17 protein-coding genes are annotated in these 19,502 nt (G+C 65.5%); 9 read left to right on the plus strand and 8 right to left on the minus strand.

Features of this window, described 5'->3' with window-relative positions:
- Window positions 1-21 precede the first annotated feature (21 nt).
- Window positions 22-1,221, plus strand: a complete 1,200-nt coding sequence (locus ACIPUB_RS01195) for an MFS transporter (protein ID WP_407605762.1) — start codon at window positions 22-24, stop codon at window positions 1,219-1,221.
- Here the strand turns inward: ACIPUB_RS01195 and ACIPUB_RS01200 are convergent.
- Complete coding sequence (locus ACIPUB_RS01200) at window positions 1,176-2,111, minus strand: phosphatase PAP2 family protein (protein ID WP_407605763.1); 936 nt, start codon at window positions 2,109-2,111, stop codon at window positions 1,176-1,178. The two genes, ACIPUB_RS01195 and ACIPUB_RS01200, sit on opposite strands and share 46 nt — an antisense overlap.
- A gap of 155 nt (window positions 2,112-2,266) precedes the next feature.
- Between ACIPUB_RS01200 and ACIPUB_RS01205 the strand changes: the two genes are divergently transcribed.
- The 3 genes from ACIPUB_RS01205 (at window position 2,267) to menD (ending at window position 7,369) form a co-directional block, all read left to right on the plus strand.
- Window positions 2,267-3,265, plus strand: a complete 999-nt coding sequence (locus ACIPUB_RS01205; protein WP_407605764.1) for an o-succinylbenzoate synthase — start codon at window positions 2,267-2,269, stop codon at window positions 3,263-3,265.
- 195 nt (window positions 3,266-3,460) lie between these two features.
- On the plus strand, window positions 3,461-5,539 hold the full coding sequence (locus tag ACIPUB_RS01210; protein ID WP_407605765.1) for a PhoX family protein: 2,079 nt from the start codon (window positions 3,461-3,463) through the stop codon (window positions 5,537-5,539).
- Window positions 5,540-5,671: 132 nt separating this feature from the next.
- The gene (menD, locus tag ACIPUB_RS01215; RefSeq protein ID WP_407605766.1) at window positions 5,672-7,369 is read left to right on the plus strand and encodes a 2-succinyl-5-enolpyruvyl-6-hydroxy-3-cyclohexene-1-carboxylic-acid synthase; all 1,698 of its coding nucleotides are present in this window, start codon (window positions 5,672-5,674) and stop codon (window positions 7,367-7,369) included.
- A gap of 153 nt (window positions 7,370-7,522) precedes the next feature.
- Here menD and ACIPUB_RS01220 read toward each other — a convergent pair whose 3' ends face one another.
- The 4 genes from ACIPUB_RS01220 to ACIPUB_RS01235 form a co-directional block, all read right to left on the minus strand.
- Window positions 7,523-8,311 carry an amino acid ABC transporter ATP-binding protein gene (locus ACIPUB_RS01220; protein ID WP_407605767.1) on the minus strand — a complete coding sequence of 263 codons (789 nt, stop codon included), beginning with the start codon at window positions 8,309-8,311 and terminating at the stop codon, window positions 7,523-7,525.
- Between the two features lie 12 nt (window positions 8,312-8,323).
- Window positions 8,324-9,118 (minus strand): amino acid ABC transporter permease, encoded by a 795-nt coding sequence (locus ACIPUB_RS01225; RefSeq protein WP_264271414.1) that lies wholly within the window; start codon window positions 9,116-9,118, stop codon window positions 8,324-8,326.
- 92 nt (window positions 9,119-9,210) lie between these two features.
- A complete protein-coding gene (locus tag ACIPUB_RS01230; protein ID WP_264271415.1) occupies window positions 9,211-9,999 on the minus strand; it encodes an ABC transporter substrate-binding protein in 789 nt (262 codons plus the stop codon).
- A gap of 161 nt (window positions 10,000-10,160) precedes the next feature.
- Window positions 10,161-11,498, minus strand: a complete 1,338-nt coding sequence (locus ACIPUB_RS01235; RefSeq protein ID WP_407605768.1) for an isochorismate synthase MenF — start codon at window positions 11,496-11,498, stop codon at window positions 10,161-10,163.
- 118 nt (window positions 11,499-11,616) lie between these two features.
- Between ACIPUB_RS01235 and ACIPUB_RS01240 the strand changes: the two genes are divergently transcribed.
- Together ACIPUB_RS01240 and ACIPUB_RS01245 are read left to right on the plus strand one after the other, a co-directional pair.
- On the plus strand, window positions 11,617-12,315 hold the full coding sequence (locus ACIPUB_RS01240) for a demethylmenaquinone methyltransferase (RefSeq protein ID WP_407605769.1): 699 nt from the start codon (window positions 11,617-11,619) through the stop codon (window positions 12,313-12,315).
- A gap of 186 nt (window positions 12,316-12,501) precedes the next feature.
- Window positions 12,502-13,599 carry a polyprenyl synthetase family protein gene (locus ACIPUB_RS01245; protein ID WP_407605770.1) on the plus strand — a complete coding sequence of 366 codons (1,098 nt, stop codon included), beginning with the start codon at window positions 12,502-12,504 and terminating at the stop codon, window positions 13,597-13,599.
- 18 nt (window positions 13,600-13,617) lie between these two features.
- Here the strand turns inward: ACIPUB_RS01245 and ACIPUB_RS01250 are convergent, their stop codons facing one another.
- From ACIPUB_RS01250 to ACIPUB_RS01260, 3 genes are read right to left on the minus strand one after another with little or no spacing between them, the layout of a single operon-like run.
- Window positions 13,618-14,133 carry an HIT family protein gene (locus tag ACIPUB_RS01250; RefSeq protein WP_407605771.1) on the minus strand — a complete coding sequence of 172 codons (516 nt, stop codon included), beginning with the start codon at window positions 14,131-14,133 and terminating at the stop codon, window positions 13,618-13,620.
- 10 nt (window positions 14,134-14,143) lie between these two features.
- Entirely contained in the window at window positions 14,144-14,578 is a 435-nt protein-coding gene (locus ACIPUB_RS01255) for a hypothetical protein (RefSeq protein ID WP_407605772.1), read from the minus strand.
- Window positions 14,579-14,603: 25 nt separating this feature from the next.
- Window positions 14,604-16,010, minus strand: coding sequence for a PucR family transcriptional regulator (locus ACIPUB_RS01260; RefSeq protein WP_407605773.1), 1,407 nt, complete (start codon window positions 16,008-16,010; stop codon window positions 14,604-14,606).
- A 112-nt stretch (window positions 16,011-16,122) separates the two neighbouring features.
- Here ACIPUB_RS01260 and ACIPUB_RS01265 point away from each other — a divergent pair, with 112 nt between their 5' ends.
- The 3 genes from ACIPUB_RS01265 (at window position 16,123) to gabT (ending at window position 19,473) form a co-directional block, all read left to right on the plus strand.
- A complete protein-coding gene (locus tag ACIPUB_RS01265) occupies window positions 16,123-17,703 on the plus strand; it encodes a sodium-dependent transporter (RefSeq protein ID WP_407605774.1) in 1,581 nt (526 codons plus the stop codon).
- The gene (locus ACIPUB_RS01270) at window positions 17,700-17,837 is read left to right on the plus strand and encodes a methionine/alanine import family NSS transporter small subunit (RefSeq protein WP_264271423.1); all 138 of its coding nucleotides are present in this window, start codon (window positions 17,700-17,702) and stop codon (window positions 17,835-17,837) included. The genes ACIPUB_RS01265 and ACIPUB_RS01270 overlap by 4 nt, the downstream gene beginning before the upstream one ends.
- 295 nt (window positions 17,838-18,132) lie before the next feature.
- Window positions 18,133-19,473, plus strand: coding sequence for a 4-aminobutyrate--2-oxoglutarate transaminase (gene gabT / locus ACIPUB_RS01275; RefSeq protein ID WP_407605775.1), 1,341 nt, complete (start codon window positions 18,133-18,135; stop codon window positions 19,471-19,473).
- Window positions 19,474-19,502 lie beyond the last annotated feature (29 nt).

Genomic DNA, 19,502 nt, shown 5'->3' on the forward strand with positions numbered 1-19,502 from the left:
CCGGTTGCGTAGGATGAATGCATGAGTGAGGAACCTTTCAACCTGCGTCGGATCGCGGTGAAAGTGTACTCACCTTCCCTGCTGTACGGGCTGGGACTCGGTGCCGTCACGCCCATCATTGCGTTGTCGGCCCTGGACCGCGGGGCCAACCTGGCCACTGCCGCCCTGATCGTCACCCTTGTGGGTGTCGGAGCCCTGCTCTCCAACATCCCGGCCGCGATGCTGACGACGAGATTCGGCGAGCGCCTGGCCATGGTCTTTGCCGCAGGCTGGGCATCCCTGGGCATGGTGTTGGGCATCGTGCCCTCCAACCTCGGCCTGTTTGCCGTGGGCGTCACCATGCTGGGCATGGCCGGTGCCGTCTTTAACCTGGCCAGGCAAACGTATCTGGCCGAAGCGGTCCCTTTGGCATTCCGGGCCAGGGCCATGTCGACACTGGGCGGGGTGATGCGCATCGGTGTGTTCATCGGGCCCTTTGCTGCGACGCTGGCCATGAAATGGCTGGGGATCGCGGGGGCCTACTGGGTGGGCATGGCAGCGATGTTCATCGCCATGGTCGTGTGCTTCCGGATCCCGGAGCTGGCATCACGCGCTCCGTTGGAAGCCGGCCAAAGCCGCGCCGGCGGATCCATGTGGAGCATCGCCAAGGACCAATGGAGGATCCTGTTGGGGATCGGGCTGGGCATCGTGTGCATCACCGCGGTGCGCTCAACCCGCCAGGTAGTCCTCCCGCTGTGGGGCGAAAACCTCGGGTTGGACGCCGCCACCATCTCCCTGATCTACGGGGTCTCCGGAGCCATCGACATGCTGATCTTCTACCCCGCGGGCAAGGTCATGGACAAGCGAGGCCGTGTGTGGATCGCGGTGCCGTGCATGGTGGTGATGGGAGTGGCCTTGTTCCTGCTGCCGATGACCAACGGCGTGCCGGCCATGATGGCGGTGGCCATGCTGCTGGGTTTCGGCAACGGGATCGGTTCGGGCATCGTCATGACCCTCGGCGCCGACTATTCTCCGGTGGCCGGCAGGGCGAAGTTCCTGGGGCTGTGGCGACTGATGTCGGACTCCGGGGCGATGGCCGGGCCGGTGGTGCTTGCGGCCCTCGTGGCCTCGGCTACCTTGGGTGCCGGGATCTGGGCCATTGGCGGGGTTGCGCTGCTGGGGGCAGGGATCTTCGGCTACTTCATCCCGCGCACGAACCGCCGGCGAATGGGTGCCCCGTAACGCGCAAAGAGCACGTGGACGAACTGGCCCGCAACCATGGCGGTGCCCAGAACCAGGGCCAGGCCCACAGCCAGGAACAGCAGTAGCTGCACATTGCCCACGGTGCCGATGGCCGGGTGCGGCATCGCCACCGCAAGGGCCAGGGCACCTGCTGCCATTGGTGCCCCGAGGATCGCCAGGAAGCGCAGTATTCTCTCCGGTGCCGCACGCGTCTGGCTGCCGGTCGTCGCCGGTGCCGCGGAACTGCCGTGCGCGTGGCGCAGGAACAATCCCGCCAGCACGCTCCACCAGGCCACCACCAGGTAGGCCGCAATCACGTCGCTGGGACGGTGCCAGCCCAGCACCAAGGTCGAGGCCCCGGCAACCGCGGCATAGCCCCATCCCAGCAAGGCCAGCAGGGGTCGGTGCGCGACCGGGGTGACAATGAAGATCGTGGCCATGGCGGCGGCGGCAAAGGTGGTGTGGCCGGAGGGGAACGAATTCATCGACGCCTCCGAGATGTTCAGGTCCGGCCGCTCCAGCACCACATGCTTGAGCAGCTGGGTGGATCCTGCGGCGCCCAGCAACAACGCCCCGGCCACGATCGGACGGACGGAGTCGTGCCGGCGCACCAGGGCAAAGAGGATGAACCCGGCGGCCAGAAGGGCCGATGCCGCGGGCATGTGGTCCAGGAACGCCAGTGCCGGGCCGCGGGTCTTGTCCGCAGCCAGGAATGCCTCTCCGCCCCGGAGCGCTGCCTCGTCGATCCACTGCCCCAGTTTAGTATTGACGAAGAAGCTGTAGCACGCCCAAAATGCGGCAGCCAGAAGCAGCAGGGCGCCATACCAGGGCCACAAGGCACGGCCCGGAGCGGCTGTCGGTGATTGCTGGACGGTGGGATTCATTGTCATTAGGATTTCACAATTTCCTCGCTGTGGGTCCGGAACGTGGGCTTTGTCCCACCGTGACGCCGGGGCAAATCGGCCGGTCAGGTGCCCGGGCTCCAGGGCTGAGGACGCAAACGGCGGCGAAATGCCCGGGTGCTGCGCCGGATAGGCTGGAAACCATGAACCAGCTGCCCGACCTTGACGAACTCATCGACGCCTCGCACGTGGTGTCACTGCCCATGACCGTGCAATTCCGCGGGGTGCGGCACCGCGAGGCCATGCTGTTTGAGGGGCCAGCCGGCTGGGGCGAGTTCTCGCCCTTCCTGGAATACGGTGCCCCGGAGGCATCCTCATGGCTGCGCTCGGCCATCGAAGCGGCTTGGGAGGGCTATCCGGAACCGGTGCGCGGAAGCGTTCCGGTCAACGCCACGCTTCCGGCAGTGGGCCCGGAACGGGTCCAGGCCGTCCTGGCCTCCTACGACGCAACGCACACCATCAAGGTCAAGGTCGCCGAAAAGGGCCAGGACCTCGCCCAGGATGTGGCGCGCGTGGCGGAGGTCCGCCGGTTGCTGCCCGAGGCGGCAATCCGCATCGATGCCAACGCCGGGTGGGACCATGAAGCGGCGATGGAGGCGCTGGAGGCGCTGGCCGGCTTCTCGCTGCAATACGCCGAGCAGCCGGTTCCCGGCATCGCGGGATTGGCACGCGTGCGCGCAGAAGTGCAGCGACGCGGACTCGGGATCCTGATTGCCGCGGATGAATCGGTGCGCAAGGAATCCGACCCGCTGGCGGTGGCCCGGGCGGGGGCCGCGGACCTGATCGTCATCAAGGCGCAGCCGCTGGGCGGGGTCCGCCGGGCCATCGACATCGTGCGGGACGCCGGACTGCCGGCGGTGGTTTCCTCGGCACTGGACACTTCCATCGGATTGCGCCAGGGTGCCGCCCTGGCGGCCGCGCTTCCGGAGCTGCCCTATGCCTGCGGGCTGGCAACCGGCTCGCTCTTTTCCTCCGACATCACCACCGACAGGTTCATCGCCGTCAACGGATCCCTGCAGTTGCGGGACATCGCCGCCGACCCCCAGCTGCTGCGCAGGCACGCGGTCGGGACCGAACGCCGTACCTGGTGGCGCCAGCGGCTGGCCGGCTGCCTCGAGGAACTGCAGCGGAGCGCCGACTAGCCACGGCACCGGACCACGCGTGGACGCGGCCCGGCAAGGGCTCCTCGGCGAGACGCACCTCACAATTCGGCCCAAGGGGTCGAAGTCGACGCCTGCCCGTTGCCCGCCGTTAACCTTTCGGCGGCCAGCCGCTCACCGGGCGCTGGAACGCTGGAATCGAAGTAATCCACTCGATAGCGTTGCACGGAGAAAACCATGAGCCTCACACGTACTTTCCTTCCCATGCTCGGCCACACCCGCGGCAACCGCGATGCCGCAACCTGCCACTTCAAGTGCGGCAACGCGTGCGCCAAGGACGTCTGCAACACCAGCGACAACAGCTACTTCCGGGACATTGCCGATGCCGCACTGAGCCGCCGCTCCATCTTGGGTCTTGGGGCCGTGGCGTCTGCTGCGTTGGTCGTCGGCGTCGAAACGGTTGGCGCAACCGCCGCCCAGGCCGACACCCTGGTTGCCCCGAAGGGCGGCGGCAAGCTGGCATTCAAGGCCATTGCCCCGGTGCCGCGCACCGTCGATGCCGTAACCGTTCCCGAGGGCTACGACTGGGCGACGATCATCCGCTGGGGCGACCCGCTGTTCAACAACACCGCGCAATTCGACATCAACGCACAGAGCGAAAAGCGCCAGGCCGGCCAGTTCGGCTACAACAACGACTACCTGAACATCATCGTGGACAAGTACTCCGGACGCTCCGGCGTGCTGGTGGCCAACCACGAATACACCAATGAAGACCTGATGTTCGACCCCGCCTGGTTCGCGGCCAACAAGGCCGAGGCCGCGAAGATCGCCATGGCCGCACACGGCTTCTCCGTGGTCGAGGTCAAGCGCGTCAAGAGCGGCACGCCCTGGAGCTACGTCCGCGGGGGCGAGCGCAACCGCCGCATCACCGCCACCACGCCCTTTGCGGTCGACGGCCCGGCCGCCGGCTCGGACCTGCTCAAGACCGTCGCGGACCCGGAGGGACGCACGGTGCTGGGCACCCTGAACAACTGCGCCGGCGGCACCACCCCGTGGGGAACGGTGCTCTCCGGCGAAGAGAACTTCAACCAGTACTTCCGCGGCACCGGTTCGGCTTCCGATGCGCGCTACGGGCTGTCCGATGTGGCGACCGAACGCGGCTGGGAAGACGTGGACCCTCGCTTCTCGGCCCGCAACCCGGGCTACGAGAACGAGATCAACCGCTTCGGCTGGATCGTGGAGATCGACCCGCAGAACCCCACCTCCGCCCCGGTGAAGCACACCGCGCTGGGCCGCTTCAAGCACGAGGGCGCCAACGTGCGGATCGCCGATGACGGACGCGTGGTCGCCTACTCGGGCGACGACGAGCGCTTCGACTATGTCTACAAGTTCGTTTCCAAGGCCAAGTACCGCCGCGGGGACCGCAAGCACAACATGACGCTGCTCTCCGAGGGCGACCTCTACGTTGCCAAGTTCTCCGGAAATTCCCCGGCTTCCCAGATCGACGGCTCGGCGGCAGTGCCAACCGATGGCGCCTTCGACGGCTCGGGCAGCTGGATTCCGCTGGTCAAGGACGGTGCCTCCATGGTTCCGGGCATGGGCGTTGAGGAAGTGCTCGTCTACACCCGCCTGGCGGGCGACAAGGTCGGTGCCACCAAGATGGACCGTCCCGAGGACGTCGAGCCGAACCCGGTCACCGGAAAGCTGTACATCGCGCTGACCAACAACACCCAGCGCGACACCACCGGCAAGGCGACAGTCGACGAGGCGAACCCGCGCACCAAGAACCGCGACGGCCACGTCATCGAACTGACCGAGCGCAACAACGACGCGACGGCCACCGAATTCGCCTGGAACATCCTGTTGGTGGCCGGTGACCCGTCCAAGGACGAAAGCACCTACTTCTCGGGCTACCCGAAGGACAAGGTCTCGCCGATCTCCTGCCCGGACAACCTGGCGTTCGACTCCAAGGGCAACCTTTGGATCTCCACCGACGGGCAGCCCGGCACGATCGGGTACTGCGACGCCCTGCACAAGGTCACGCTGACCGGCAACGACCGCGGACGCGTCGAACAGTTCCTGGCCGTCCCGGCCGGTGCGGAAACCTGTGGGCCGCTGATCCACGACCGCGACGGTTCGGTCTTCGTTGCGGTACAGCACCCGGGTGAAAACGGCACCTACCAGGACCCGACGTCCTTCTTCCCCGACTACGTGCTCAGCCCTTCCAAGGCCAAGCGCGGCGAGGTCTACGGTCCGCGTCCCTCGGTGGTCCAGGTCTTCTCCTCGGCCAAGGGGAACGGGCCCAAGCAAAAGTAGCTGGCTGAAGCCCTTCGGCCCAAAAGGCTCTCGGTCCAGCGGTTTGCCGCCGTTTGGACCGAGGGCCTTTTTTCTTGCCCGACGTCCCCGGCCGGTCGAGGCCCGGTCGGGGACGGAATTAGGATGGAAGGCATGCCAACTGATTCCGTCCCCGAACTCGCCTCCATGGACGTTGCCCGCCTGTTGCTGGCCGCACTCCAGAACCACGGGGTTCGCGATGTGGTGATCTGCCCCGGATCGCGCAGCGCCCCGCTGGCCTACGCCCTTGCCGAGGCCGAGGCAGCGGGCACCATTCGGCTGCATGTGCGCATCGACGAACGGGGGGCAGGATTCACTGCGCTGGGGCTCAGCCTGGCAAGCGGTGCCCCGGTGCCGGTGGTGACAACCTCGGGAACCGCCGTGGGGGAGCTGCTGCCCTCAGTCATGGAGGCAAACCACGTCGGAGCCAGGCTGCTGGTGCTTTCGGCCGACCGGCCCACCGAATTGCATGGAACCGGCGCCAACCAGACCACCAACCAGGTAGACCTGTTCGGAGCCCACGTCCGCGGAAGCGTCACCATCCCGGCCGGTGCGAACCCGGAATCCCTGGTCGCGGCCGCCCTGGCTTCCGCGCGCGGATCCGACACGGCTGCCCCTGGCCCGGTGCAGATCAATGTCGCTTTCCGCGATCCGCTGGTTCCGGCCCCGGGGGACAAGCTGCCGGATTTCGGTGCCAATGTGTCCCGTCCGCCCGTCGCCATCACCGCGAATGCGGACCTCGGATGGAGGAACCACGCGCCGGCGGCCGAACATCGAACCGTGGTGGTTGCGGGCCACGGCGCAGGAGCAGGGGCCGAGGACTTCGCACGCGCCCTGGGCCTGCCGCTTTTTGCCGAGCCGAGTTCCAACGCACGCTTCGGCCCCAACGCCATTGGCCCCTACCGAACGCTGCTGGCCAAACACCTGGCACGCATCGAACGCGTGGTCCTCTTCGGCCGACCGACGCTGAGCCGGCCGGTGGGCCTGCTTCTGGGCAACCCGGACATCGCCTCGGCACTGTGGTCGCCGGCCCCCGCCCCGTGGTTTGAAGCGGGGCGCAGGCGCGAGCAGCCCATCGCCGACCCCGCCGAACTGGTGGAGTTCGCCGGGTTCCCTCCCGCGAACTGGTTGGGGCAATGGCAGCAGCTGGGACGGCAGGCGGAAGAAAGGATCAGTGAGTCCATCGACGCAACCGGCGGGCTGAACGGCCCCCTGGTCGCCGGCGTGGTCTGGGACCTGTCCCGCGGGAACCTGGTTCTGGGCTCCTCCAATGTCATCCGCGACGCAGACCTCTGCGGATCACCGGCGGAGGGTGCCGCGGCCACGGTCTATGCGAATCGCGGCCTGGCCGGGATCGACGGCACCGTTGCCACCGCCACGGGTATCGCCCTGGCGCGTGGGGGCCGAAAGACCACGCTACTGGTCGGGGACGTGACGTTCCTGCATGATGTCGGAGGTCTGCTGATCGGCGAGGGTGAACCCGAACCAGAGATGGACGTGGTGATCCTGAATGACTCCGGCGGAGCCATCTTCTCGACTCTCGAACACGGTGCAGTCGAGGAATCCGGACGCTATGCCAATGCTGTCGAACGGCTCTTTGCCACCCCGCACCGGGTCCGGATCCAGCCCTTGGCCGCTGCCTACGGTTGGGAATACCTGTCAGTGGACACCGTCGAGGAACTCAGGGACGCGCTGCAGGGCCCCGGCATCCGGCGCATCATCGAGGTCGCCGTGCCACGTGCGGGCCTGCGCGCCATGCACGCGGGCATTGCCGCACGAATCAACGAACTGGACTGGCCTGAAACACACTAAGGCATCCCAGCAGGCTCCGGCCCCCCGGGGACGGGGTTCCGGACCCGGCGCACGGTGCAAGCCACGCCGCACGGTCCCGCACGGTGGGCGTTAACGACCGGGGGGCGGCTGGCATCCATGTGGATGCCAACCGCCCCCCGGACGCTGCAGGACCTACTCTGCGATCTCCACGTGGGTGGGATCAAGCACGCGCCTGAGGAAGTCCTGGGTGCGCGGCTGCTGCGGGTTGCCGATGACGTCCTTGGCCGGGCCTTCTTCGACCACGACGCCGCCGTCCATGAACACCACGCGGTCCGCGACCTCCTTGGCGAAGGACATCTCGTGGGTCACCACCAGCATGGTCATGCCGGCCTTGGCCAGCGAACGCATGATGGCAAGCACCTCGCCGACCGTCTCAGGGTCGAGCGCCGAGGTGGGCTCGTCAAAGAGCATTAGCGTCGGGTCCATGGACAGTGCCCGGGCAATGGCCACGCGCTGCTGCTGGCCGCCGGAGAGCTGGTCGGGGTAACGATCGCCATAGTCCCCGAGACCCACACGGGTGAGGTTCTTCTGGGCGGTATCCTTCGCCTTTGAAGCGGAACGCTTGAGGACCTTGGTCTGTGCCACCGTGCAGTTCTGCATCACGGTCAGGTGCGGGAACAGGTTGAACTGCTGGAAAACCATACCGACCTTTTGGCGCATCGTGTCAAGGTCCACGTCCAGGTCGGTGGCCTCGAATCCGCCCACGTGGATGATCCCGGCGTTGGGCTGCTCCAGGAGGTTGACACAGCGCAGCAAGGTCGACTTCCCCGAGCCCGAGGGGCCGATGAGGCACACGACCTCGCCGGGCTTGACCTCGAGGTCGATGCCCTTGAGGACTTCGTTGTCGCCGTAGGACTTGCGCAGGCCGCGGATGTCCACGCCCGATGCCTTGAACGCGGTTTGGGTGTTGTTGTCAGTCATGAGGTAATTCCCCTATCGCTTCGTCCGTGCAGAACGGGATTCAAACTTTCGAGCGATCAGGCTCAAAGGAATGGTGATCACCAGGTAAAGGGCGCCGGCCACAATCAACGGCGTGATTCCGGCCCCGAGGGACGTGATGCCGTCGCGCCCGATCTTGGTCATTTCGTACTGTGCCATGCTCGCACCCAAGATAAAGGCCAAGGACGAGTCCTTGGTCAACAGGATGACTTCGTTGGTCATCGGAGGGAGGACGATCTTGAACGCCTGGGGGATCACGATGGTGACCATGGCGCGCCACGCGGGCATGCCGAGCGATCTGGCGGCCTCGATCTGCCCCTTGGGAACGGCTTGCAGACCCGCCCGCAACGTCTCGGCGATGTAGGCCGATGACACCAGACCGAGGGCAACCATGACCACCACTGGTTGCGGCCAGCTGGTGCCGGGGAACGCGGTGGGCACGCCAAAGCCCAAGGCGATCAGGACCAGGATTGCCGGTACGCCGCGGAAGAATTCAATGAAACCGGTGGCGAACCATCGATACGGTGCGAAGCTGGCCATCTTCATCAGCGCGAGGAGCAGACCGAGGGCCAGCCCGAAGGCAAAGGAAATGACCGTGTAGTACAGGGTGTTCTTCAGTCCGACGGTGATCAGTTCGGGGAAGATGGGGCCAAGCTTGTCGAACGCGAAGAAATTGTCGCCGAGGATCTTCCAGTCGACCTGGAGCACCACCGCAATGATGACGCCGACGAAGATGACGATCTGGATGATTTTGCTTAATCGGGCGCGTTGACGAGTAGTCATGGCCATGGGATTGAAGCCTTTCGTGAAAGAGAGCGAGGCCCCGGTTCCGATCGGGAGCCAGGGCCTCGCCTGAGTGCTTGCATCAAATGAGGGTTACGTTAGCTGGTCGCGCCGAACCAGGTTTCGGTGAACTTGGCGAGCGAACCGTCATCAGTCAGGCGCTTGAGCGAGGTGTTGACTTGCTCCAGCATGGCAGCCGAGCCCTTCGGTACTGCAATGCCCAGCTGTTCGCCGGTCTTGAAGTCTGCAACGCGCTTGAGCGTCGGATCGTCCTTGATGGCGTAGCCAAGTACCGACTGGTTTCCCAAGGTCGCAACCGTCGTTCCGGCCTTCAGGGAAGCGAGCTGGAGACCCGAGTCTTCGTAGCCGATGGCATCAAGACCGTTTTCCTGGGCGAACTTGGCGCCCGTGGTGGCCTGCTGCACGCCGATCTGCTTGCCCTTGGCGGACTCCAGGTCGGTGACGCCGGAGCCTTCTTTGGCGACGAGAGTCAGATCGTCATCCATGTAGGGGGTGGAGAAATCCATGTTTCCCTTGCGGGCATCGGTGATGGAGACCGAGGAAATCGCGATATCGCACTGCGTCCTGAAGAGTCCCGATTCAATGGCGTCGAAGCCGGAATCGATCACATTAAGTTCGAGGTCCATGTCCTTGGCGATTTCCGCGGCAATATCCATGTCGAAGCCGACGTTCTTGCCGTCTTTGACGAACTCGAATGGCTCGTAGGGGATGTCCGAGCAAACGGTCAGCTTGCCGGCGTTGAGGACGGTCAGGGCGTTGGCGTCCGATGAAGCAGCGGGGGTCTCGCTGCCGCCGCAGGCGGTCAGGGCAAGTGCGCCCACTGCCGCCACGGCCAGGGACTTGAGTACGGTTGATGAAATCCGCATTGGAGTGTGATCCTTCTCTAGGTGATCGCTCGCAGGGTTTGCGTTGGAGATCATTCTAACCGCAAGCGCAGACCCATGAGATGTGCCTCACAGGCTACATTCTTTTTCTGTGGGTAAACAAGCGCCGTTGTGCAATTGTTGTCTTGGGCGTCCCGGACTTCCTAGATGCCCAAGGCCTCGCGCATTGGACGCATCTTGGCCCAGGACTCGGCAAGCTCGGCCGCCGGATCCGAGGCAGCCACGATGCCGCAACCCGCATAGAGGCGGATGGAAGTCGGGGATTCAATCACCCCGCCACGCAGGGCGATGCCGAATTCGCCGTTGCCGCGCGTGTCGATCCAGCCAACGGGGCCGGCATACGGTCCCCGGTCCATGCCTTCAAGTTCACGCAGGATCACCCCGGCTGCCTTAGTGGGGGTGCCGCACACCGCCGCGGTGGGATGGAAGACCTCCGCCAGATCCAGCATGCTCGGCACCGAACCGTCCGCCCGGGCGGCCAGGGTTGCCTTCACATCCGAGGCCAGGTGCCAGACGTTGGGAAGCTGCAGGACGAAGGGCTCGTCCGGTGCGTCCATGCCGGAGGACAGCGGGCCAAGCTGTTCGGTCAGCGAGTCGATGGCTAGCTGGTGCTCGTGGCGCTGCTTCTCGTCCTCGAGGAGCATGCGGTGGGCGTAATCGGCGTCCCCGCTCGGCGCGGTGGCGCGATCCAGGGTGCCGGCCAGCACGCGGGCCTCGGCGATGTCCCCGCGCACCCGGACCAGCATTTCCGGTGTCGCGCCAATGAGCCCGTCCACTGAATAGGTCCAGCAATCGCTGTAGCGAAGGGCCAGTTGGCGCAATACCTGGGCGACGGCGATCGGCGAGCCAAGGTCGGCGACGGCGTCGCGGGCAAGGACCAGCTTGGTGATGCTGCCGGATTCGATGACCGAGACGCCCTTGCGCACCGATTCCAAGTACGATTCCTCGGAAATCTGGCCGGCCACGAGCCGGTCGATGCCGGTGCCCAGTTCGTGTTCCGGGGAGTAGTCCTCCAACAGCGCCGCAAGTTCCGCCTCGGCCGCTTCCACGCTCAATTCGGCCGCGGGGTCGGAAACCGTGTAGGTGATCCAGCTGCAGGCATCGTTGCGGCCCACCACGATCCTGGGAACGATCAGGCGGGAGACGTAGGAACTGCTGAACGAGAAGGCGAAGGTGCCATAGGCAATCAACCCGGTGCCGGCCTGGTTCACATTGTCCTCGACCTCGGAGGCCACCGCGACGGCGTCCCACCAAGCACGTGCCTCGGCGAAGCGCTCGGGACCGGAGGCCTCAAAACGCGCGACCTGGCCGAAGCCAACGGTTCCCTCGCCACGGCGGGACCACACCAGGGAATCGTCGCGGATGACGTAGTCGAGCAGGCCGTGTTCGCTCATCGCCGGTCGCTGGATGGTGATCGAGCGCAACTGCGGGACTGCGCCCGGAGCAGGTGCCCCCAAAACGGCGGAAAGTTGGGAAGTCATGATCTGCCTAGCTTACCGCCGGGAAACGACCTCCATGCAGGCACCGTGTCGCTGCTCACGCGGATGGCGCGCGAAGGAGCGTTTTCCCCTATCCGCCGAACTTTGCGACAATGAAACGGTGAGCCGTGCATCGCTGGAAAAGCGCCCCGAAGAAGTCCAAGCCATGTTTGATGATGTTGCCGCACGTTATGACGTGATGAACGACATCCTGTCCATGGGCCAGACCCGCCGCTGGCGGAAAACCGTCGTCGACGCGGTGGGTGCCAAGCGCGGCCAGCGGGTCCTTGACCTGGCCGCCGGAACCGGTACTTCCTCCGAACCCTATGCGGACGCGGGAATCGGCGTTGTCGCGTGCGACTTCTCCCAGGGCATGCTCAAGGTCGGCAAGCGCCGCCGCCCCGACATCGACTTCGTGGCAGGGGACGCCACCAACCTCCCCTTCGCGGACAACAGCTTCGATGCCTCCACCATCAGCTTTGGCCTGCGCAACGTCAATGATCCCAAGAAGGCCCTGGCGGAGATGCTGCGCGTGACCAAGCCCGGAGGCACCCTGGTCATTGCCGAGTTCTCGCACCCCACCTTTGCGCCGTTCCGCACCGTGTACACCGAATACCTGATGCGTGCGCTTCCGCCGGTGGCCAAGAAGATCTCCTCGAACCCCACCGCCTACGTCTACCTGGCGGAATCCATTCGCGCCTGGCCAGCCCAGGATGGGCTGGCTTCGTGGATCGAGGACGCCGGCTGGGAAGCCTGCCGCTACCGCAACCTCTCCGGGGGTATCGTGGCAGTGCACCGGGCCACCAAACCACTGGCCTAGTCCCGCGCTCCGGGCCGCCGCACGGGGCATCCGACCTGCCACCACCGGGCGGAAAGGCCGTCCGGGCAGTGAATGGCGATAGAGTGATCCATGTACTAGAGCAGCTGGTGCCAACCGACCAGCACCCAGATTCGGCCACATGCCGCGGCTGGAGCCGACCGTCGAGAGATAGTAAGTCTTAGAACAGTGACCGATTCCCAGACAAACTGGACAGCTGCCGGACACGGCGTGCACGACTCCTTTGATTTGAACCCCGAGACGGGCGTGCTGGCTGCGGCCGTCAACCTCCCCGGCGGCTTTGGGCTGATTGCCCAGGATCCCGAGTTCGGCCCGGCCATCGCCACCGGCCTGGCCAAGGTCGAAAAGCTGCTGCGCGATGCCATCGCCAACTCCGATCCGCTGATCGATGCCACCAGCCGCCACCTCGTCGAGGCCGGCGGCAAGCGAATCCGGCCCCTGCTGGTGATCCTCACGTCCTTGCTGGGCGACGGCGTCACCGAGGAGGTCATCAAGGCCGCGGCCATCGTGGAATTGACCCACCTGGCCACGCTTTACCACGACGACGTCATGGATTCTGCGCCGCTGCGCCGCGGGGCACCGACGGCCCACGAGGTCTGGGGCAACTCGGTGGCGATCCTCACCGGCGACCTGATCTTTGCCCGCGCCTCTGTGCTCGGCGCGGAGCTGGGCCCCGAGGCCGTGCACATGCAGGCACGCACCTTCGAACGCCTGTGCCTGGGCCAGCTGCACGAGTCAGTTGGACCGCGTGAGGGTGAAGACCCGATCGAACACCACCTGAACGTTATTTCCGACAAGACCGCCTCGCTGCTGGCGACCTCCGGTGCCTTCGGTGCGCTCTTCGGCGGGGTGGAGAACTTCGTGGAGGTGCTGCGTTCCTACGGCGAGAAGGTAGGCGTGGCTTTCCAGGTGGCGGACGACGTCATCGATGTCACTGGCGCGCAGATTCGTTCCGGCAAGACGCCGGGAACCGACCTGCGCGAGGGCGTGCCGACGTTGCCGATCCTGCTCATGCGGGATGCAGCAGCCGCCGGCGACAAGGATGCTGCCGCCGTGCTGGAGCTGGTTGACGGCGACCTGGCCGAGGACGCGGCCTTGGCCCGTGCAGTGGAAGCCGTTGCCGGCAATCCGGCCACGAACCAGGCGTGGGGCGTGGCCCGACAGTGGGCGGATGCCGCCATCGAGGCCTTGGCCCCGTTGCCCGAGGGTACCGTCAAGGAATCCCTGGCGGCGTTTGCCGATGCCGTGGTGACGCGCGAGCTCTAGGGCAAGCGCACAAAAAACCTAGAAACGGAACCGTTCGGGGCCCTGGCCCCACAGGTTTCCCTCGCCAAGGGCCGCCCGCAACTGGGCGGCCTTTTGTGCGCGTTCGGCCGGCGGGACGGGGTGGCGCAGGTGGCCGTAGAGGTTGTCGTCAGGGAAGCGCGGGAAGACGTGCTGGTGGTAGTGCCACACATGCTGGTTCCCGGCAGGTTCATTGTGCTGCCGGGTGCTGGTTCCCTCGGGGTTCCACGCCAGCTTCATGGCCAGGGCAATGCGCCTGGTTTCTAACATGATCTGTGCTGCAACCTCGTCGGGAAGGTCGTAGAGCGCCTCATGGTGGTCCGCCGGGATGACCATCGCGTGGCCCCCGTAGGGCCCGAAGCCGTCGCACGCCATGATGACGGCGACGGCCTCGGTGCGGTAGATCAGGTCACTTGGAACGCAGCGGTTGCCGGGGGAGAGGTCGCCGCCGGCAAGCAGCTCGCAAAACGGGCAGAGGTAGTCCTGCGGAGCGTGCGACTTCCACAACCCGTCCATTAAACCGGCGTTAGTTGTTCAGCTCGGGGGAAAGTTCGTCAAAGACCCAGCTGAACATGTCCAGGACGTATTCGCTGAAGGTGCCTTCTTCGGACTTCCAGATGCCGCGGGCGTTCTGGCGGCGGTACACGATCGGGTCCGGGACCTCGAGCTGGTCCACGCGGATGCCCCACACGTATTTTTCCTCTTCGTCCTCAAGGAACAAGAGGTAGCCGTCCTCGATCTCCAGCTCATCCGGGTCAAAGAAGTAGTGGTAGGCCTCCATGAGGTCCTCGCAGCCGCCCAGGGCCAGATAGAACTCGCGCAGCACCAGAGGGATCGGGGAGGAGACCCCGGACAGTGCGTCATCGAGCTCGGGCTCGGTCAGCCCGTCCTCAACTTGCCACTCGTCCTCAAGGTACAGCGGAACCAGCGAACGGAACTTCTCAAGGAACATTTCAGCCATGCCATCCATACTATCTGGCGGTCCGCTAGTTCAAGTCCATGGCAGTGAGCGCGAGCCACAATTGCACGCGGTCGGCGGTGGTCGTTGGATCGTAGCCGGAGAGCTCACTGATCTGCTGCAGCCGGTATCGGACGGTATTGCGGTGCAAACCCAGGGCATCGGCCACTGCCCCGACGCTTCCGTCGAGTTCCAGGTAGCTGCGCAATGTGCCCAACAACTCGGCCGAATGCTTCTTGTCGAAGACCTGCAGCGGTTCCAGGGCTTCCTGCGCCAGGGCATGCAGCGGGACGTCGCGGGCAGCGAGCAGCAGGGACGTCAGCGAGAGCTTGGAGGGGGTGTTGATGCGTTCGCCGTGGCGCAGGGCCTCAATGGCCTCGAAAAAGCTCCAGCGCAGGCCGTTGGGTTGGGCGTAACCGCCGCCGAAGCCCACGCGCGCCCCGATGCCGGCACCTTGGAGGTACCTATCGATCCCGTCGGCCAGCTCGGCGCCGTCCTGCAGTGCCACCACAAGCGCAAGCCGGCCATCGACGACGGCCGAGACGACATGCTCGAATTGCGGGGGAATGGGCAGGGTGCGCAGTGTCTTTTCCTGTCCCGGGGCCGCGGCCACCAGCACCACCGAGTGCGGCTGGCCGGGATCGATACCGATGCCCTGCAGCCGGGCGTTGGCCTCGGAACCCGTGAGGGTTCCGGCCAAAAGGTCCGAGAACGCCAGCCCCGCGACCAGCCGGGTGGATTCGCGCAGCCGCGACTGGTTGGCCAGTTCCAGCCCGATCAGGCCCTGGGCGTAGTCCACGAGTCCGTCGTGTTCGCAGGGCTCGGCCAGGTGCAGGGTGCACTTGTCCCGCAGGCCGGTCGCGATGGGCACCTCGTGCCAGGATTCGCCACCCAGCTCCGGCCCGTGGATCCGGGCGGCAAATTGCGTCAGTGCCACCGCGGTGCCCAGCATGCGGGAGAGCTCGCGCAACATGGCCCGCAACCCGCCGGTGAGCAGCGTGGAAGCCAGCCGCTGGTGCCCCTTGAGGAGCTGTTCCAGCCGCTGTAGGTGGTCTTCGTTCAGGGCATCGGCAATGAGCTTGGTGATGGCCATGAACGGGGTTTCGTAGGGGACCTCAAAGACCGGCAGCCCCAGCTCGGTGGCCCTGCGGATCACCGCCGCGGGCACGCTGCGGTGGCTCAGGCCGGTGCCGTAGCCCAGGGCGAGGGCACCGGCGCCATGCACCGTCTGGACGAAGGATTCCTGGTTGGCGATCGTGGTTTGCCGCAGGCCAGTGGTGAGCACGATGGCCCCGGTGGTCAGGAACGGCGAGGGGTCGCGCAGTTCGGTGACGGCCGCCCATTCGATGGGGGTTTGGCCCACGCCGGAAAAGTCCGTGTGGGCCCTGAGGCCCAGGTTTTGGGACTCAAGAAGTTTCAGCAGCGTGATGGCCATGCACCAATACTATGAAACATTTTGTGCATTAGTACGACGGGCAGCACCCGGAGCGGGATGAGAAAACGGCAAACACCTATAGTCAGGTCGAGTTTTGGGTTAACGTTGGTGCATGACCACAGCATCTTCGGGCGGGACGCCACTGGCGGCACCCGTGGGCAGGGAGACCTTCTCCTCGCGAAAACTCTTCATTCTTTCCGCCATCGGCTCGGCCGTCGGCCTCGGGAACATCTGGCGTTTCCCGTACATCGCGTACGAAAACGGCGGCGGCGCCTTCCTCATTCCGTACCTTGCCGCACTGCTGAGCGCGGGCATCCCGCTGCTCTTCCTCGACTACGCGATCGGGCACAAGTTCCGCGGCTCCGCGCCGCTGGCCTACCGACGCATGCACCGCGGCGCCGAGGTCCTGGGATGGTGGCAGGTACTCGTCTGCTTCATCATCGCCATCTACTACGCGGTCATCATTGCCTGGGCTGCGATGTACACCTGGTTCTCGGTGACGCAGGCCTGGGGCGACGATCCAGGCTCCTTCTTCACCGGCGAATTCCTCGGGGTCTCCGAGACGGTCAACGTCGGCTTCAACTTCGTGCCCGGTGTCTTCTGGCCGCTGCTGATCACCTGGATCGCCGTCATCGGCATTATGGTCGCCGGCGTGCGCAAGGGCATCTCGCGGGCCAACGGCTTCTTCCTGCCGTTGCTCGTCGTGATGTTCGTGTTGCTGGTTGCCCAGTCGCTGTTCCTGCCTGGTGCCATCGATGGACTGAACGCCTTCTTCACCCCGGACTGGACCGCACTGGGTGACCCGGGCGTGTGGGCGGCAGCCTACGGCCACATCTTCTTCTCGCTCTCGGTGGCCTTCGGCATCATGGTCACCTACTCCTCCTACCTCAAGCGCAAGACCGACCTGACCGGTTCGGGCATGGTCGTCGCGTTCTCCAACTCGGCGTTTGAGATCCTCGCCGGCATCGGTGTCTTCGCCGCGCTGGGCTTCATGGCGTTCACCGCCGGCTCGGCCGTGGGCGACGTCGCGGTGCCCGGCATCGGGCTCGCCTTCATCGCCTTCCCGACAATCGTCTCGGAGGCACCGCTGGGTGGGCTCATGGGCGTGCTCTTCTTCGGTTCCCTGGTCTTCGCCGGGATCACCTCGCTGATCTCCATCCTCGAAGTCATTGTCGCCGCGGTGCAGGACAAGATGGGCTGGCCGCGCGTGAAGGCCTCCCTGGCGGTGAGCATCCCGGTGGCGTTCATTTCGCTGCTGCTCTTCCCAACCGCCACCGGCCTGTATCTGCTTGACACCTTTGACGCCTTCGTGAACAGCTTCGGCATCCTGGCCGGCGCGCTGGTTGCCGTAATCCTGGTTGCCTGGGTCCTGCGCAAGCTGCCCATGCTCTCGGACCACCTGAACAAGGTCTCCTCGGTGCGCATGCGCACCGTCTGGATCGCCTTGGTCGCAGTGGTGGCCCCGGTGGTGCTGGGCTACATCCTGATCAACGAGTTCATTTCGAAGATCGGGACAACCTACGAGGACTACCCGGCCTGGTTTGTCGGCGTCTTTGGCTGGGGCATGGCCGCCGCGCTGGTTGTCGTGGCCGTGGTGCTCACACTCATCCCGTGGAGCTCCAAATCCAAGCTGCACCACGACCCCGAATATGCGGCCCTGATCGCCGCGGAAGAAAAGGAGGAAGGACGATGACTCCCATCGCAATCACCTTTCTGGTGATCTCCATCCTGACCGTGTGGGGCGGGCTGGGGCTCGCCCTGGTCAACCTGGCCAGGCACCCCGAGGACGAGGGCCACCTGCCCCAGGAAAACGCGCCGGAACTCTAAAGGCTCCGACGTGTAGCCATACGTCAACCCATTGATCGGTCCGTTGCGGCAGCAGGATTCTCCTGCAGCCGCAACGGACCGATCGTGCTTAAGGGCAGAGTCCGATCCCGCCTGTGCATTTGCACTGGAAGCCGGGATTCCGACTGTGCCAAATTCACTGGCGGGTGCTGTGGCGCGCGGCATAGGCTACTGGGTAGTAAAGACCACCAAGACACCGGGTTCCATGGTGCCCCCGGTGCAGGGACCGCAGTGGTCCCGGCACCGGGAGCCAGGTCCGGGAAAGGACTGAACCTTCATGGACATCACCTACCGCATCGAGCAAAAGCGACACATCAACGGCGCATTCCCCGGCCCCAAGTCGGTGGAGCTCGCGGCCCGCCGCACCAACGCCGTCGCCCTGGGCGTGGCATCGGCCATGCCCGTCTACGTGGCGGACGCCGACGGCGGGATCATCGTGGACGTCGACGGCAACGCGATCATCGACCTGGGCTCGGGCATCGCGGTGACGTCCGTCGGAGCGTCCAACGAGAAGGTCGCAGCAGCCGTCGCCGCACAGGCGTCCCGCTTCACCCACACCTGCTTCATGGTCACCCCCTACGAGGGCTACGTGGAACTGGCCGAAAAGCTTGCCGAGATCAGCCCGGGCACCCACGCCAAGAAGGCCGTTTTCTTCAACTCCGGTTCCGAGGCCGTGGAGAACGCCATCAAGGTGGCCCGCGTGGCCACCGGCCGCACCGCGGTGGTCGCCTTCGACCACGCGTACCACGGCCGCACCAACCTGACGATGGGCCTGACCGCCAAGGCAGCCCCCTACAAGCGCGGCTTCGGCCCGCTGGCATCGGAAATCTACCGCATGCCGATGAGCTACCCCTTCCGCGAGGAAAACCCGAACATCTCCGGCAAGGAAGCCGCCGAACGCGCCATACTGGCCATGGAGAAGCAGATTGGCGGCGACCAGATCGCGGCCATGATCATCGAGCCGATCCAGGGCGAGGGCGGCTTCATCGTCCCGGCCGAGGGCTTCCTGCCCCGCCTGGCCGAATGGGCCAAGGAACAGGGCATCGTCTTCGTCGCCGACGAGGTGCAGGCAGGCTTCTGCCGCGCCGGCGCCTGGTTCGCCTCGGACATCGAGGGCATCGTCCCGGACATCATCACCGTGGCAAAGGGCATCGCCGGCGGCATGCCGCTGTCGGGAATCGTGGGCCGCGCCGACCTGCTGGACTCGGTCCACCCGGGCGGCCTGGGCGGCACCTACGGCGGCAACCCGGTTGCCGTGGCAGCGGCGCTGGAGACCATCCGCTACATGGAAGAGCATGACCTGGCTTCCCGTGCCCGCGAGATCGAGGAACAGTTCTTCACCCGCATGCGCAAGCTCCAGTCCGAGGTATCGGTCATCGGGGATGTCCGCGGACGCGGTGCCATGGTGGCCATCGAGCTTGTCAAGGCCGGAGGCACCGAGCCGGACGCGGAGATCACCAAGAAGATTGCCGCCGACTGCCTTGCCGAGGGCGTGCTGATCCTCACCTGCGGCACCTACGGCAACGTCATCCGCCTGCTTCCCCCTTTGGTCATCGGCGACGAGTTGCTGGCGGAGGCGTTCGAGGTGCTCGAAAAGGCGATCCGCGCCAACGTCTAGCCCTTGCGCTAGCGCAAGACCGGGAAAGG

The sequence above is a fragment of the Paeniglutamicibacter sp. ORCA_105 genome (assembly GCF_045798545.1).
In the GTDB taxonomy this organism is placed as follows: domain Bacteria; phylum Actinomycetota; class Actinomycetes; order Actinomycetales; family Micrococcaceae; genus Paeniglutamicibacter; species Paeniglutamicibacter sulfureus.